The following is a 15,337-nucleotide window of genomic DNA, read 5'->3' on the forward strand; positions in this document are numbered from 1 at the left end:
GGTTGTCCCAGGGAGGGGAAGTGAGTCGCCATGCGTGCGCACACGCGCGCCCATCGGCACACCGCATGCGCCGAATTCGCCCTGCCGCAGGAGGCCGCTTCGGCGGGGCGGGCACGGAAGCTGACCTCCGTGTTCCTGACCCGCCCCCATCGACATGTGACGAAGGTGAACGCCGAGCGGGTGGACGACGCCACGCTGATCGTGTCCGAACTCGTCACCAACGCCACCCGGCACGGTCGCAGCCCCTGCCGCCTGCGCCTGGTCGTGTCCGACGACCAGGTCACCGTCGAGGTCCATGACGCGAGCCCGGTCAGCCCGCACGTGCTCAAGACGGGCACGGACCTCAGGGCGGACGCCGAGCGCGAGAGCGGGCGCGGCCTGGCGATGGTGCGGCATCTCGCCGCGCGCCTCGAAGTCGTCGGCACCGGCCGGGGCGGCAAGACGGTGCGGGCGGTCCTGGTCTGGTGAGGCCGCGCGGTCGCCCCTGGCTTGCGCTTGGCTGAGGCCACACACTTGCCCCTGACGTCAACGTCAGGTCTTACCGTCTCCTCGTGAGCAAATCCATGGGGAGGCAAGCAACATGACTGCCGTACACGGCACGCACGACGCCCGCTTCGACGCGGTGCGCGCCGCACTGGAAGAGAACGTGAACTCCGGTGAGGAGCTCGGAGCGTCACTCGTCATCGACATCGACGGCGACATCGCCGCGGATCTCTGGGGCGGCCACCGCGACCCGGAACGCACCACGGCCTGGGACCGGGACACCGTCACCAATGTGTGGTCGTCGACGAAGACCGTCACCAGCCTGGCGGCGCTCATGCTCGTCGACCGCGGGGTGCTCGACATCGACGCGCCGGTCGCCCGCTACTGGCCCGAGTTCGCGGCCAACGGCAAGGAGGGCGTCGAGATCCGCCACCTCCTGGCGCACACCTCCGGGGTCTCCGGTCTCGAACAGCCCGCCGTGGTCGAGGACCTGTACGACTCGGAGAAGGCCGTGGCCCGGCTGGCCGCCCAGGCGCCGTGGTGGACTCCGGGGTCGGCGGCGGGCTACCACGCCACGAACTACGGCCACCTGATCGGTGAAGTCGTACGCCGCGTGAGTGGGAAGACGCTGCGTCAGTTCGTCGCCGAGGAGATCGCGGGGCCGCTGGGCGCCGACTTCCAGATCGGCGCCGCCGAGCGGGACTGGCACCGCATCGCGCCGGTGACCCCGCCGCCACCACCGCCCCGGTCGGACGTCCCCGCGGCGGACAGCGTCGCCATGAAGACGTTCACCGGGCCGCTCATCGACGCGAACTACTCGCGTACGCCCGGCTGGCGCCACGCGGACATCGGCGCGGTGAACGGGCACGGCAACGCACGCTCCGTCGCCCGCGTCCAATCGGTGATCGCCCGGGGCGGCGAGGTCGACGGCGTCCGGCTGCTCGGCCCGAAGACCATCGACCTCATCTTCGAGGAGCAGGCGAACGGGCTCGACCTGGTCCTCGGGATCCCCCTGCGGTGGGGCATCGGTTACGCCCTGCCGCAACGCGAGATCGTCCCGTCGATACCCAACGGGAAGATCTGCTTCTGGGGCGGCTGGGGCGGCTCGATGGTCGTCATGGACCTCGAACGACGCATGACCATCTCGTACATGATGAACAAAATGGGGCCGGGCATCATCGGCTCCGACCGCAGCAACGCCTACATCAAGGCCGTCTACGACGCGTTGGCCTAGACGGGGGCCAAAGGCGCGCCACGGGGGCGGGGTCCGCGTGTTGCAACGTGCTCGCAACCTTGCGTGGGTTTGACTGGACCACCGCCTCAACGGCGGCCCGGCGAGCAAGGAATGGCAGCGGCCCATGACCGAATCCCCGCGCGTGGAGCTGACACCCGCGGCCGCCGAACTGGTGCGGCGGCTGCGGGAGGCCCACGGACCGCTGATGTTCCACCAGTCCGGCGGCTGCTGCGACGGCAGCGCCCCCATGTGCTACCCGGCGGGCGAGTTCCGCACCGGTGACTCCGATGTACGCCTCGCCTCGCTGGACGTGGCGGGCGTGGCCGAGCCGGTCACCTTCTGGATGTCGAAGAGCCAGCACGAGGTGTGGAGCCACACGCGGCTGATCGTCGATGTCGTACCGGGCCGGGGCAGCGGCTTCTCCCTCGAAGCCCCCGAAGGCGTACGTTTCCTGATCCGTTCCCAGCTGATCGGGAGCTAGCCATCAGCCAGGCAACCGACGGGCACCGCCATCTGGTGAACTCCTCAACCGACCATCACACTGTGGCAGTTGACCGGGCCACGGAAACAGCAGGGGGCGCAGTGGCGACACGACGCGGGCACACCTCGGTACGGTTCAGAACGGCGAGAGCGGCGCTCTCGGTACTGACGGCATTCGGCACGCTGGCCGGTGCGGCTCTGATGGGAGCGGCACCGGCCGACGCCGTTCAGGGCACCGACAAGGCGGGCGGCTCGGAGATCGCTCCGGGCGTGTCCTACCGGCAGTTCGACATTCCGGCATCGCACGGCATGGCACGCGCGCATGTGCTCGACGTCGACCTCAGCAACCCGCGCACCGGCGTCGACCTGCTCTATCCCGGTGCGGTGGGCGCCCGTTCCGCCGTCTCCACGCTCGCCGACGGGGCGGGGGCGGTCGGCGGCGTCAACGGCGACTTCTTCAACATCAGCGAGACCCAGCATCCGGGGGTCGAGGCCACGGGCGCACCCGTCGGCCCGGCGGTCGCCCGGGGCCACGCCCTCAAGGGTGCGGTGCCCAATGGCCAGCGCTTCGGTCCGGCGATGCCGCCGGGCGTGACGACCGAGGCGGTGCTCGGCGTGGGCTTCGACCGGCGGGCCCGCCTCGACGATCTCCGTCTGGACGGTGAAGTGCGTACCGCCGAGACCCGGTTGCCGCTGGGCGGGCTCAACCAGTACGCCCTGCCCGTGGGCTCCGTCGGCGCGTTCACCAGCGACTGGGGCAGCACATCGCGGGTGCGCTCCACCTGCGGCACCGACACGAACCGGGGCGCGCCCTGCAGCACGGACACCCACGAGGTGGCCGTGCGCGACGGGCGTGTCGTGGAGTCGGCCGACACGCCCGGCGGCGGACCCGTGGCCCGCGGCACCACGGTCCTCGTGGGCCGCGAGGCCGGCGCGCAGCAGTTGCGCAAGCTGTCGGTCGGCGACCCGGTGAGCGTCCGGCACCGCCTGGTGGCGGCAGAGTCCCGCGTCCCGTTCCGCTTCGCGCTCGGCGGCTACCCGGTACTGCGCGGCGGCGCGCCGCTGCCCGGCCTCGACGCCGTGACCTCTGCCGTGCGGACCGCCGCCGGAATCTCCGACGACGGCAAGCGCCTGCTGCTGCTCTCGCTCGACGGCTCCCCCGAGTTCCGTACGGGACTGACGATCGCCGAAGTGGCCGACACCCTGCGCGAGTTGGGCGCGGTGGACGGATTCAGCCTGGACGGCGGCGGCTCGTCAACGCTGGTCTCGTCGAGCACCCTGGTCGCCAGGATCCCGGGCGCCGATTCCGTCACCGTACGGAACAACCCCAGCGGCGGCGTGGAGCGCCCGGTGCCGAACGGTATCGGTGTGTTCTCCCGTAAGTGAGCCCGGGCTCCGCCGGTCACTCGGTGTCCCGCACGCGAGGGACGCCGAAACGATCAGGGCTGCAGAGCGCTGACGATGTCGGCCGTGGCCGTGAGCCCGTTGTGGATGGTCGGCGCCATGCTTGAACTCGCCAGGTAGAAGCCGAGCAGCGCGCAGACAACAGCGTGTGAGAACTTCAGTGCGCCGTTACGCAGAAAGACCGCTGCAAGGATCACGAGCAGCAGCACCACAGAGACCGAGATGGCCATCGAACACCCTCCTCCGCCGCGTCAGCACCGCGGCTTCGGCCGTCAGTGTTGCGCAGCGGAGGGACCATCCGGTCGACCGGCATGTCCTCCGAACGGGTGTTACTGCCCGTGCGCGTCGAGGAACGTCTCAAGTCCCGCAAGGTCGTCCGTGTTCAGGTGATCGACGCCGGCGGCGAGGAGCTCGCCCCACACCGCTTCGCGCGCCGGGCCCGCCAGGTCGGGGGTGGCCCAGAAGCGCACGCGCTGACCGCGTTTGTGGGCGGTGGAGACGATGCCGTGCAGCTTGTCGCGCTCGGCAGCGGGGAAGGCGCCGACGCCCTGCCAGCTGAAGTTGAGCGTCCAGTTGTCGCTGATCAGCGGGATGAAGGAGGCGGGGGCCGCGCTGCCGAGATCGGCGAGGCGGCCGTCGTAGAAGGCGCGGCGCACCCGCTGGGCCTCCATCGGCGCGCGGGCCGCGCGGTCGCCCGAGATCACCGCCGTCACGGCGGAGCGGCGCACCTTGCCGTGGGAGTACGTGGTGAACAGGTGCCGGTAGCGCTGGAGATGGCGGTCGAGTTCCAGGTACGTCGCCGCGCCCTCGGTCTTGATGTCGATCAGGAGCTGGAAGGGGGTGCGGTGGTAACCCCGGTACACGGAGCCGCCGTTGGCGCGGACGCGGGCGGCCAGGGGGTCCAGGTAAAGCGATTCGAGGGTGCGGGTGGGATCGAGGTCCACCGGGTCGTGGGCGACGAGGAGTTGGCCGTCGACGAGGTAGATGTCGGCCTCGACGCTGCCGAAGCGGTGGTCGAGCGCGTCGAACAGGGGCCGGGGGTGCTCGTAGTCGTTGTGCGCGTGGGCGCGGATGAGGGGGCGGGGGCCGTGTCCGCGCTCGCTCGCCTGGGCGTACGCGGGAACGGCGACGGTGCCGGCGAGGGCGGCGCCGAAGGTGGTGAGGGCTCTACGACGGCTGAAGAGGGCCATGGAGACTCCCGGAGGACGAGGGACGACGGGCGGGGCCTCAGTGAGTATGAGGCCATGCCCGCGTCAAGAAACCTCCTCCGGCGCGGAGTTGGCGCTATCGACGCCCTTCGTTCACTCCGAGAAGCGCACGGTGCCGGTCACGGGGAACCTGACGGCATCCTGCCGTCCGTCACCAGCTCGCTCCAGTGCACCGTCCGGTCGCACCACCGCTCCAGGAGCACCCTGTCGTGTCCGACAGCGAGCAGACCGGCGCCGCTCTCGCGCCGGTACTCCTCCACCGCGTGCACCAGCGCCGCCGTCGTCGAGGCGTCCAGCATCGCGGTCATCTCGTCGCAGATCAGCCAGCGGGGGCGGAGCACCAGTGCGCGGGCCAGGCAGGCGCGCTGCAGCTGGCCGTCGCTCACCTCGTGCGGCCTGCGGCCGATGAGGTCGTCACCGAGGCCGACAGCCGCCGCCAACTCCCTTACCCGCTCGGCGGCTTCGCTCCCCCGACCGGCCGCGCGCAGCGGCTCCGCGATCAAGTTGGTGAGGGTCAGCCGGGGGTCGGCGGAGAGCCGCGGCTGCTGGAAGACGACGCCGAAGGCGGTGCGCTGCTCGCGGGGCGCGCGGTGCCGCCAGCCGCGTGCGGGCTCACCGTCGATGACGACGCGGCCCGCGTCCGGCTTGTGCAGCAGCGCGGCGACGCGGGCCAGCGTCGACTTGCCGCAGCCGCTGGGGCCGAGCAGCCCGACGGAGGCGCCCGTGTCGACGGTGAGGTCCACGCCGCGTACGACGGGGTCCCGGCGGTCGTATCCGGCGGTTACGGAACGCAGTTCAAGCACGGGGTGCCTCCAGCAGGGCCGCCGGATGGGGGTGGTGGCAGGCCACTCCGCCCACCGGTTCGGGAACGACCCCGCAGGCCTCGTCCGCCCCTGAGCAGCGCGCCGCGAACGCGCATCCGCCCGGCAGCGCGGACAGCTCGGGCGGCATGCCGGGGATCGGCGCGAACTCCCGCTCCGGCAGGGCGTCGAGCAGGCCGCGCGCGTACGGGTGGCGGGGTCCCGGGGTGCCGAAGAAGTCGTCGGCGTCGGCGAGTTCGACGATGCGGCTCGCGTACATCACGGCGACGCGGTCGGCGATCCGCTCGGCGGCGGCCAGATCGTGGGTGATCAGGAGCAGCGCGCGGTGCTCGCCGACGTGCCGCCGCAGTTCGTCCACGGTGCGGTCGACGAGGTCGCGGTCGAGTCCCGTGGTCGGCTCGTCGGCGAGCAGCAGGGGCGCGTCTCCGATGAGGGCGAGCGCGGTGGCGGCGCGCTGGGCCAGGCCGCCGGAGAGCTCGTGCGGGTAGCGGTCCAGGTGCCCGGCGGGGAACGCGGCGCGCTCGGCGGCGGCTTCGGCGGCCGCCCGCAGCCTCGGCCGCGGCACGCCCGCGAGCTCCCGGAGGGTCTCCTCCAGCTGGGCGCGCACCGTCCGAACCGGCGTCAGATGTGCCGCCGGACTCTGCGGTACGAGGCCGACGCGCCGCCCGCGCACCGTGCGGGCCAGGGTCCGCTCGTCGGCGGCAAGGAGGTCGACGTCGTCAAGCAGCGCAGCCCCGGCCGTCTCCGCGTTCTGCGGGAGCAGCCCTAGCAGCGCCGATGCCAGCACGGACTTGCCACAGCCGCTCTCGCCCACGAGGGCCAGGCACTCCCCCGCCGCGAGGTCGAAGCGGGCGTCGGTGACGGCGGAGACGTAGCTGCCGCCGCGCATCCGGAAACGTACAGAAAGACCCTGCACGGACAGCACGGGAGTCACAGCATCAGCTCCGATCGGCGCCGGGGGTTGATCCGTTCCCGCCAGGCGCCCGCGAGGCCCGCGATCGCCAGGGTGGGCACGATGATGAACAGGCCGGGGAAGAGCGTCGGCCACCAGTCCCCGGCGAGCAGCGAGCCGCGTGCGCTCTGGACGAGTGTGCCGAGGCTGGCCTGGTGGGTGGGGAGTCCGAGCCCGAGGAAGGACAGCGCCGACTCGTGCCACACGGCGTGCGGCACCATCAGGACGGCGGCGAGTCCGGCCTGCGGGAGCACGCCGGGCAGCAGATGGCGCACGGTGACGCGCAGCCGTGACGCACCCCCGGAGATCGCCGCGTCGACGTAGGGGCGGGACCTGAGCGAGAGCACCTCGGCGCGCACGATGCGGGCCGTGGACAGCCAGTGCGTGAGCGCCACGGAGACGACCACCGGCCAGACGCCGGGCCGGAACATCGCCACGATGAAGATGCCGAGCAGCAGGTGCGGCACGGACGAGAAGACGTCCACGAGGCGCATCACGACCCGGTCCACCCAGCCGCCCGACGCGGCAGCGAGCGCGCCCACGGCCGTACCGATGACGGTCGCGACGACGGCCGCCACCACACCCACCAGGAGCGAGACCCGCAGCCCGTACACGCAGCGCACGAGCAGATCGCGGCCGACGTCGTCGGTGCCGAAGGGGTGTTCCCAGGACGGCGGTTGCAGCTTGGCCGCCAGGTTCACGGCCTGTTCGTCGAGGTTCACGAGCGGCGGTACGAGAAGGACGGCGAGGACGACCGCCGCGACGATCACCGCGGAGGAACGCACCCGCCACGCGCGCGTGGAGCGAGTCTTGGAAGCGCCCCCTGTAGTGGCACGCCAGGTCACGTCAGCCATCGAAGCCCACCCTCGGGTCGGCGAGTCCGTACAGCAGATCGGCGAGGAGGTTGCCCAGGAGCACTGCCGCAGTGGCGAGCACGGTCAGCGCGGCGAGCAGTGGGAAGTCCACGGAGGTGGCGGCCTGCACGGTGGCGGCGGCGATGCCGGGCCAGCTGAAGACGGTCTCCACCAGCAGGGCGCCCGTGATGAGTTCGGGCACCCGCGAACCGATCAGCGTGAGCACGGGCAGCATTCCCGAGCGCAGGGCGTGACCGAGGAGGACGGTGCGTTCGGCGAGGCCACGCGCGCGTGCACCGCGGACGGGGTCGTCGCCCAGCGCGTCGCCGACACCTTGACGTACGTACAGGACGAACCAAGGAAGCTGCGAGATCGCCAGGACGGCGGCGGGCAGCACGAGATGGCTCGCGACCTGTCCGGCCGTCACCGTCGAACTCGCGGTGTCCGTGAGCCCGCCCGATGGCAGCACGCCCAGCTTGAGGGCGAACAGCCAGACGGCGAGCAGTCCGATCCAGAACGGCGGCGCCGCTTCGAGCGTGTACGCGAGCGAGGTCACCGCGCGGTCGAGCCAGCCGCCGGGACGGCGCGCGGCGAGGACACCGAGCGTGGTGCCGACGAGGATCGCGAGCAGGAACGCGGTGGCGGCGAGCAGCACGGACCAGCCGATGCGTTCGCCGATGGCGTCGGAGACGGGCTGGCGCAGGGTGCTCGAATCCCCCAGGTCGCCGGTCAGGGCCGAGGTGAGCCAGTTCCACCAGCGTTGCACCAGGGGCTGGTCGACGCCGAGGTTGGCGCGCAGCTGGTCGAGGTTCTCCTGGGACGCCGTGAGCCCGGACGTCCCTGCGTACGCCTTGACCGGGTCGAAGGGGGACGCGGCGGCGATCGCGAAGACGCCGAAGGTGACGGCGAGCAGGACCGGGACGGCGAACAGGGCCCGCCGTCCCGTCATGCGCGCCATCGGCCCCCACGGGAGCTTCTGGAGCGCGGACTTCACTGCTTCGGCTGCCAGTCCTCGACGTTCCACCACGGTCCTGACGCGAGGCCGTGGTCGTGCGGCTCGGTCTGGGTGGTCAGGTCGCCGAAGCGCTTGTCGACTACGTAGAGGTGGTCGATGTGGGTGAGGAAGGTGTAGCCGGGGTTCTTCACCAGTTCGCGCTGGATCGTGTCGTACGCGGCCTGCCGCTTGGCGCGTTCGCCGCTCTCGCGGGCCTCGTCGAGCGCCTTGTCGACCTTGGGGTTGTCGTAGTGCGCCATGTTGTTGAAGCCGTCACCGGCGAGCGAGGACTTCAGGAGCGTGTACTGGTCGAAGTCCGGGTCGGCCGGGGAGCCGCCGCCCGCGAGGACCGCGTCCTTGGGCATACGGGGCTCGATGACCTCCCACGTGCCGGCCTGCACCTCGACCTTGATGCCGAGCTTCTTGGCGTCGGATGCGTAGGCGAGCGCGTGGTCCTGGCGGAGCTTGTCGCCGGAGAGGTACCAGAGCGGGAACGTCGCCTGGACACCGTCCTTCTCGCGGATGCCGTCCTTGCCGGGCTTCCACCCGGCGTCGTCGAGGATCTTCTTGGCCTTGGTGGCGTCGAACTCGCGCTCGGTGCCCTTGGTGAACCACGGGCTGTCGGTGGGGACGGGCCCGTAGGCCTCCTTGCCTGCGCCGTCGAGGATCGAGTCGACCATCGCCTTGCGGTCGACGCCGACGTCGAGGGCGCGCCGGATGGCGGTGTCGCCCGCGACCTTGTTGCCGGTGGGCAGGGTCACCACGCGGTAGTCGAAGGTCTTGGCGGCGTACGTCTTCTTGTTGCCGTCGTTCTCGTACTTCTCGGCGAGGTTGGGCGGCAGGATCGCGCCGTCGAGCTCACCGACGTCGAGCCGGGTGGCCCGGATGTCGTCGTCCTTGATGATCGCCATCGTGAAGTTCTTGACCTTCGGGGCGCCGCCCCAGTAGCCGGGGTTGGCCTTGAAGGTGAGCTTCTCGCCCTTGGACCACTTCACCAGCTTGTACGGGCCCGTGCCGACCGGCCGGGTGGTGAACTCGCCCGTGTTCACATCCTGCTTGCCCGCTATGTGCTCGGGCGCGATCGGCAGAACGGTGCGCTCGGCGAACGGCGCGTAGGGGTACTTGAGGTGGAAGACGACCGTGTCGTCACCCTTCGCCTCGACGCTCTTGACGGCGTCCAGCTCGGTCTTGGCGGCGTTGTTGGTCTTCTTGTCGAGGATCGTCTCGTAGGTGAAGACGACGTCCTTGGACGTGAAGGGCTTCCCGTCGCTGAACTCGACGCCCTCGCGCAGCTTGTACGTGTAGGTCTTGCCGTCGTCGGCGACCTTGGGCAGCTCGGCGGCGAGCGCGGGCTTGAGCTTCATGTCGGCGTCGTGTGTGAGCAGACCGTCGAAGATCTTGGAGTTGCCGTCCTTGCCGTAGCCCAGGAGCGGGCTGAGGGTCTCCGGCTCGTACGCGATGCCGACGACCGCGGAGTCCTTGGCGGCGCCCGCGCTGTTGCCGTCGCCCGGCGCCGAACAGGCCGAGGCGGCGACCGCCAGAGAGGCGGCCGCCGCCACCGCGCCCGTGCCCCGTATCGATCGGGCCCTCATGCTCCACACCCCTACTGAAGATCAACAGTTATTGCGAACAGCTCGCAATTATGCCTCACGTAATGGAGACGTAAAACGCGCAGCCCGCACGCGGTACGTGCGGGCTGCATCGAATACTGCTGTGGGGTATGTACGTCGGGATTTACTCCGGGATTTACGTCGGTCAGGGCGCCTGGAGGTCGAGCAGCTCCGCCAGTTCCCCCCGATGCCGGCCCGCCGTGCCGAAGGCGATCGAGTCGGCCTTGGCCCGCTTCAGATAGAGGTGCAGGGGGTGCTCCCACGTCATGCCGATGCCGCCGTGCAGCTGGAGCGCCTCCTCGGCGGCGTGGACCGCGACGGGAGCGGCATAGGCCTGCGCGATGGCGGAGGCGAGGTTGGGCTCGTCGCTGCCGGTGGCCAGGGCGTCGGCGGCGTGCCGGGCGGCGGCGCGCGTGTTGACGACCTCCAGCCAGACCTGGGCGAGCCGGTGCTTCAGCGCCTGGAACGAGCCGACGGGCCGGTTGAACTGGTGCCGTTCCTTCGTATAGCGCACGGTCTCGGTCAAGCACCATTCGGCGAGGCCCAGTTGCTCGGAGGCGAGCAGCCCGGCCCCGGCGCGCAGGCCCACGCGCACCGCGAGGTCGGTGTCCGAGGTGAGGGCACGCGCACGTGCCGCCTCGAAGGTGACCGTGGCGAGCGGACGGGTGGGGTCGAGGGACGTCTGCGCGGTGACCGTCACGCCGTCCTGTGCGACGTCGACCGCGAAGAGACCGGCGGCCGTGGGCACGAGCAGCACGTCGGCCGCGGCCGCGTCGGCGATGCCCGTGACGCGACCATGCAGGGCACCACCCTCTTCGCGTACGTCCGCGAACCTCTGGCCGGCGGCCGCGGACAGCGGCACGGCGAGCACACCGACGCTGCGCCCCGACGCGAGTGCCGTGAGCAGTTCGGCCGCCGCTTCCCCGTCGCAGACGAGGAGCGCCTCGGTCGCGACGACGGCGCTGGTGAGGTAGGGCACGGGCGCCACCACGCGGCCCAACTCCTCCAGGACGACGGCCGCTTCGCGGTGCGTGGCACCCTGGCCGCCCAGTTCCTCGGGCACGAGCAGTCCCGCAAGGCCCATGCCGTCGGTGAGCGCCTTCCACAGTTCGCGGTCGTGCGGCTCGTCGGTCTCGCAGCGGGCGAGGACGGAGGCCGCGTCGCAGTGGTCCGCGAGCAGGCCGCGCACGGCCGAGCGCAGCGCCTCTTCCTCTTCGGAGTAGAGCAGATCAGTCATCGCGCGAGGTCCTTCCAGGCGACGTCCTTGTCGGTACGCGGTTCGGACGGCAGGCCGAGGACGCGCTCGGCGACGATGTTGAGCAGCACCTCGCTGGTCCCGCCCTCGATGCTGTTGCCCTTGGCGCGCAGATAGCGGTAGCCCGCGTCACGCCCCGCGAAGTCGACCTTCTCGGGTCGCCGCATCGTCCAGTCCTCGTACAACAGGCCTTCCTCGCCCAGGAGTTCCACCTCCAGGCCGCTGATCTCCTGGTTGAGGCGGGCGAATCCGAGCTTCAACCCGGAGCCCTCGGGCCCTGGCTGCCCCGCGACGAGCTGCTGCCGCAGCCGCTCGCCGGTGAGCCGGGCGACCTCCGCCTCCACCCACAGCTTGAGCAGACGCTGGTGCAGGTCGTGCGTGCGCAGCTCGGGGCGCTCGCGCCAGGTCGCGGCGACGGGGCCGATCAGGCCGCCCTCGCGCGGGATGCGCGCGCCGCCGATGGACACGCGCTCGTTCATCAGGGTGGTCTGCGCGACCTTCCAGCCGTCGCCGACCTCCCCGAGACGGTGCGCGTCCGGGATGCGTACGCCGGTGAGGAAGACCTCGTTGAACTCGGCCTCGCCGGTGATCTGGCGCAGTGGCCGCACCTCGACGCCCGGGTCGGTCATGTCGCAGACGAAGTAGGTGACGCCGCGGTGCTTGGGCACATCCGGGTCGGTGCGAGCGATGAGGATGGCCCAGCGGGCGGCGTGCGCGCCGGACGTCCACACCTTCTGCCCGTCGACCACCCAGGTGTCGCCCTCCCGGACGGCGCGGGTGCCGAGCGCGGCGAGGTCGGATCCGGCGCCCGGCTCGCTGAAGAGCTGGCACCACGCCTCCTCGCCGATCCACAGCGGCCGCAGGAAGCGCCGCTTCTGCTCGTCGGTACCGAAGGCGAGGATGGTGGGCGCCGCCATGCCGAGGCCGATGCCGATGCGGCGCGGATCGTTGTCGGGCGCGCCCGCGGCCTCCAACTCGGCGTCGACGACGGCCTGCAGGGCGCGTGCCGCGCCGAGGCCGCCGAGCCCCTCCGGGTAGTGCACCCAGGCGAGTCCGGCGTCGAAGCGGGCCTTGAGGAAGCCGGCGCGGTCCGTCGACGCGGGCGGGTTGGCGGCGAGGAACTCCTGGGTGCGGCGGCGCAGTTCGGCGGCGTCGGTCATGCGGCGGCCCCCTCGGGGACCACGGCCACGCGGCCCGTGGTGATCCCGTCGGCGACGCGCTGGACGGCGCCCGCGGCATCGCCGAGCGGCACCCGCTCGCTGATGAGGGGCTTGATGGCACCCTTGGCCGCGAGCTGGGTGAGCTCCTCGTGGCAACGGAGGATCGCCTGCGGGTCCTTGGCGTTGTAGAGGCCCCAATGCAGGCCGAGCACCGAATAGTTCTTCACCAGGGCGTGATTGAGCGCGGGCGTCGGGATGACACCGCTCGCGAAGCCGACGACGATGATCCGCCCCTCGAAGGCGACGCACTTCGCCGACTGGGTGTACGCGTCACCGCCGACCGGGTCGTAGACGACGTCGGCGCCACGGCCGCCGGTGGCCTCCTTGACGGCGCCGATGACGTTCTCGCTACGCCGGTCGATCACGACGTCGCAGCCGAGCTCCCGCGCGACCTCGGCCTTCGCGGCGCCGCCGACGACGCCGACGACCTTGGCGCCCGCCGCCTTGCCGAGCTGGACGGCCGCGCTGCCGACGCCGCCGGCGGCCGCGTGCACCAGGAGCGTCTCGCCCTCCTGCAGATGCGCGCGGCGGTGCAGGCCGAACCAGCCGGTCTGGTAGCCGATGTGCAGGGCGGCGGCCTCCGCGTCGTCGAGCGCGTCGGGCGCGGGCAGCACGGCCGCCGCGTCGGCGATCGCGTACTCGGCGAAACCGCCGTACGGCAGTGCGGGGTTGGCAATGACGCGGCGACCGTCCTCGGTCTCGCCGCAGATCTCCACGCCGGGCGTGAACGGCAGCGGGGGCGTGATCTGGTACTGCCCCCGGCAGAGCAGGGCGTCGGGGAAGTTGATGTTGGCGGCGCGGACCTTCAGGAGCAGCTGTCCTTCACCCGGCACCGGGCGGTCCACGTCTTCGAGGCGCATCACCGCGCTCGGCTCGCCGTTCTGGTGCACTTGCCATGCCTGCATGCGGGGCCTCCACGGGGCTTTCGTAGACCGGGCTCGATCGCATACTAAGCGGTCGCTTGCAGGCAGGGGAACAGTCTCGGCCCTCCGCTTCGGGCCGCCGTCACTCCGCCTTGGACGGCCTCTTCGCGGGGCGCGCCCTGACGTGCATCCGCTCCCCCTGCGGCCCGAACAGACTGAGGAACTCCACGGGCCCTTCCCCCGCGGACCCGAACCAATGCGGGACCCGCGTGTCGAACTCCGCGGCCTCACCCGCGCCGAGCACCACGTCATGGTCACCGAGGACCAGACGCAGCCGCCCGGACAGGACATACAGCCACTCGTACCCCTCGTGCGTACGCGGGTCGGGCTCTCCCGAACGGGCCGGTTCGATCACCTTGTACGCCTGCAGGCCGCCGGGCTGCCGGGTCAGCGGGAGCATCGTGCGGCCACCCCGGACGATCGGCTTGGACCGCACGCGCGGATCGCCCACCGGCGGGGCGCCGACCAGTTCGTCCAGGGGGACCTGGTGGGCGCGGGCGATGGGCAGCAGCAGTTCGAGGCTGGGCTTGCGGTGGCCCGACTCCAGGCGGGACAGGGTGCTCACCGAGATGCCGGTCGCGGCGGACAGGCCCGCGAGGGTGGCGTCGCGCTCCTTGCGGATGCGGCGCAGCCTGGGGCCGACTTCGGTGAGGACCTGATCCATCGCTTCCGGCTCTTCCGTCTCCGTCATGACTCCACCATGCCACTTCTTGCAGTATCAGCAAATGTGCTTGTCGATTACGCATGCTTCGAGGGATGGTCCCGGTGGAGGTGGTCACCGTGACCCGGAACAACATGCGAAACGCGGCGTACGACGTGGTCGTCGTCGGAGGCGGAACGGCGGGGCTGAGCGCGGCACTCGTGCTCGGCCGCTCGCGGCGGCGGGTCCTGGTCGTCGACGCGGGCGAGCCGCGCAACGCGCCGGCCGCGCACATGCAGGGCTATCTGTCGCGCGACGGGATGCCGCCCGCCGAGTTCCTCGCCGAGGGCCGGCGGGATCTTGAGCGGTACGGCGTCGAGCTGGTGCGTGACCAGGTGACGGCCGTGACGCCCGACGGCGATGGCGAATTCGAGCTCTCGTGCGCGGACGGCGGGCCGGTGCACGCCCGCCGGGTCGTCATGGCCACGGGGCTCGTGGACGAGCTTCCCGATGTGCCGGGCGTCGCCGAGCGCTGGGGCCGTGACGTGCTGCACTGCCCGTACTGCCACGGCTGGGAGGTGCGGGACGAGCCCTTCGGCGTACTGGCGCAGGAGCCCTTCAACAGCCACCAGGTGCTGCTCGTCACCCAGTGGTCCAAGGACGTGACGCTCTTCCTGCACACCGTGACGGACCTGCCGGACGCGGAGTGGGAGCGCCTCGCGGCCGCCGGCGTCTCGGTGGTGGAGGGCGAGGTCGCGGGCCTGGAGGCCGAGGACGACCGGCTGACGGGCGTGCGGATGGCGGACGGACGGGTGTTCCCCCGCTCGGTCGTGTTCGTCGCCACGAAGGCGGTGGCCCGCGGCGGCCTGCTCGACGCACTCGGCGCCGAGGTCAGGGACACCCCGCACGGGCCGTACCCGGTGGTGGACGAGACGGGCCGCACCAGCGTCCCGGGCATCTGGGCGGTCGGCAACGCGGCGAGCCCCATGGAGCAGGTGATCAACGCGGCGAGTGCGGGATACCGGGCCGGAGCGATGATCAACGCCGAACTCGTCATGGGCGACATCGACGCGACGGTGGCCCGGCGACGGTCAGGGATCTTCTCACCGGAGGCGGAGGCTCAGGTGGCCGCCGCGGTGGGAGGCCACCGCGTGCACGGCCTGACCCCCTAGGGCCTGTCCGATGGGTCAGGCCGGTCTTCGCGCCGGGTGCCGATTCAGCAGGGCCGAGCGGGCCCTGGTGCGTGCAGCTGCAAGGCG

At 71.5% G+C, this 15,337-nt stretch carries 16 protein-coding genes; 5 read left to right on the top strand and 11 right to left on the bottom strand.

Annotation, left to right across the window (positions count from 1 at the left end; all coding sequences use genetic code 11):
• The first annotated feature begins 30 nt into the window (after positions 1 to 30).
• From AB0O76_RS39290 to AB0O76_RS39305, 4 genes are all read left to right on the top strand, one after another.
• Positions 31 to 468: an ATP-binding protein gene (locus AB0O76_RS39290; protein ID WP_365501690.1), complete on the top strand. Its 438-nt coding sequence runs from the start codon at positions 31 to 33 to the stop codon at positions 466 to 468.
• A 112-nt stretch (positions 469 to 580) separates the two neighbouring features.
• Positions 581 to 1,717: a serine hydrolase domain-containing protein gene (locus AB0O76_RS39295; RefSeq protein WP_365501692.1), complete on the top strand. Its 1,137-nt coding sequence runs from the start codon at positions 581 to 583 to the stop codon at positions 1,715 to 1,717.
• A gap of 124 nt (positions 1,718 to 1,841) precedes the next feature.
• Complete coding sequence (locus tag AB0O76_RS39300; protein WP_365501694.1) at positions 1,842 to 2,198, top strand: DUF779 domain-containing protein; 357 nt, start codon at positions 1,842 to 1,844, stop codon at positions 2,196 to 2,198.
• 200 nt (positions 2,199 to 2,398) lie between these two features.
• Positions 2,399 to 3,583 carry a phosphodiester glycosidase family protein gene (locus AB0O76_RS39305; protein WP_365501730.1) on the top strand — a complete coding sequence of 395 codons (1,185 nt, stop codon included), beginning with the start codon at positions 2,399 to 2,401 and terminating at the stop codon, positions 3,581 to 3,583.
• A gap of 53 nt (positions 3,584 to 3,636) precedes the next feature.
• Here AB0O76_RS39305 and AB0O76_RS39310 read toward each other — a convergent pair whose 3' ends face one another.
• From AB0O76_RS39310 to AB0O76_RS39360, 11 genes are all read right to left on the bottom strand, one after another.
• Positions 3,637 to 3,831 carry a hypothetical protein gene (locus tag AB0O76_RS39310; protein ID WP_365501696.1) on the bottom strand — a complete coding sequence of 65 codons (195 nt, stop codon included), beginning with the start codon at positions 3,829 to 3,831 and terminating at the stop codon, positions 3,637 to 3,639.
• A gap of 99 nt (positions 3,832 to 3,930) precedes the next feature.
• On the bottom strand, positions 3,931 to 4,791 hold the full coding sequence (locus AB0O76_RS39315) for a phosphatidylinositol-specific phospholipase C/glycerophosphodiester phosphodiesterase family protein (protein ID WP_365501698.1): 861 nt from the start codon (positions 4,789 to 4,791) through the stop codon (positions 3,931 to 3,933).
• Positions 4,792 to 4,928: 137 nt separating this feature from the next.
• Complete coding sequence (locus AB0O76_RS39320; protein ID WP_365501700.1) at positions 4,929 to 5,612, bottom strand: ATP-binding cassette domain-containing protein; 684 nt, start codon at positions 5,610 to 5,612, stop codon at positions 4,929 to 4,931.
• The gene (locus AB0O76_RS39325; RefSeq protein WP_365501732.1) at positions 5,605 to 6,519 is read right to left on the bottom strand and encodes an ABC transporter ATP-binding protein; all 915 of its coding nucleotides are present in this window, start codon (positions 6,517 to 6,519) and stop codon (positions 5,605 to 5,607) included. Before AB0O76_RS39325 ends, AB0O76_RS39320 begins: the two co-directional genes overlap by 8 nt.
• A 41-nt stretch (positions 6,520 to 6,560) precedes the next feature.
• A complete protein-coding gene (locus tag AB0O76_RS39330) occupies positions 6,561 to 7,436 on the bottom strand; it encodes an ABC transporter permease (protein ID WP_365501702.1) in 876 nt (291 codons plus the stop codon).
• Positions 7,429 to 8,394, bottom strand: a complete 966-nt coding sequence (locus AB0O76_RS39335; RefSeq protein WP_365501704.1) for an ABC transporter permease — start codon at positions 8,392 to 8,394, stop codon at positions 7,429 to 7,431. Before AB0O76_RS39335 ends, AB0O76_RS39330 begins: the two co-directional genes overlap by 8 nt.
• 32 nt (positions 8,395 to 8,426) lie before the next feature.
• Positions 8,427 to 10,022: an ABC transporter substrate-binding protein gene (locus tag AB0O76_RS39340; RefSeq protein WP_365501706.1), complete on the bottom strand. Its 1,596-nt coding sequence runs from the start codon at positions 10,020 to 10,022 to the stop codon at positions 8,427 to 8,429.
• Positions 10,023 to 10,185: 163 nt separating this feature from the next.
• Positions 10,186 to 11,277: an acyl-CoA dehydrogenase family protein gene (locus tag AB0O76_RS39345; RefSeq protein ID WP_365501708.1), complete on the bottom strand. Its 1,092-nt coding sequence runs from the start codon at positions 11,275 to 11,277 to the stop codon at positions 10,186 to 10,188.
• Entirely contained in the window at positions 11,274 to 12,455 is a 1,182-nt protein-coding gene (locus AB0O76_RS39350; RefSeq protein WP_365501710.1) for an acyl-CoA dehydrogenase family protein, read from the bottom strand. Before AB0O76_RS39350 ends, AB0O76_RS39345 begins: the two co-directional genes overlap by 4 nt.
• Positions 12,452 to 13,420: an NADPH:quinone oxidoreductase family protein gene (locus AB0O76_RS39355; RefSeq protein ID WP_365501712.1), complete on the bottom strand. Its 969-nt coding sequence runs from the start codon at positions 13,418 to 13,420 to the stop codon at positions 12,452 to 12,454. Before AB0O76_RS39355 ends, AB0O76_RS39350 begins: the two co-directional genes overlap by 4 nt.
• Positions 13,421 to 13,520: 100 nt before the next feature.
• On the bottom strand, positions 13,521 to 14,129 hold the full coding sequence (locus AB0O76_RS39360; RefSeq protein WP_365501714.1) for an XRE family transcriptional regulator: 609 nt from the start codon (positions 14,127 to 14,129) through the stop codon (positions 13,521 to 13,523).
• A 65-nt stretch (positions 14,130 to 14,194) separates the two neighbouring features.
• Between AB0O76_RS39360 and AB0O76_RS39365 the strand changes: the two genes are divergently transcribed.
• Positions 14,195 to 15,250 carry an NAD(P)/FAD-dependent oxidoreductase gene (locus AB0O76_RS39365; protein WP_365501716.1) on the top strand — a complete coding sequence of 352 codons (1,056 nt, stop codon included), beginning with the start codon at positions 14,195 to 14,197 and terminating at the stop codon, positions 15,248 to 15,250.
• The last annotated feature ends 87 nt before the right edge of the window (positions 15,251 to 15,337 follow it).

Origin of the sequence: Streptomyces sp. NPDC086554, from assembly GCF_040686095.1 — a bacterium.
Lineage (GTDB): Bacteria > Actinomycetota > Actinomycetes > Streptomycetales > Streptomycetaceae > Streptomyces.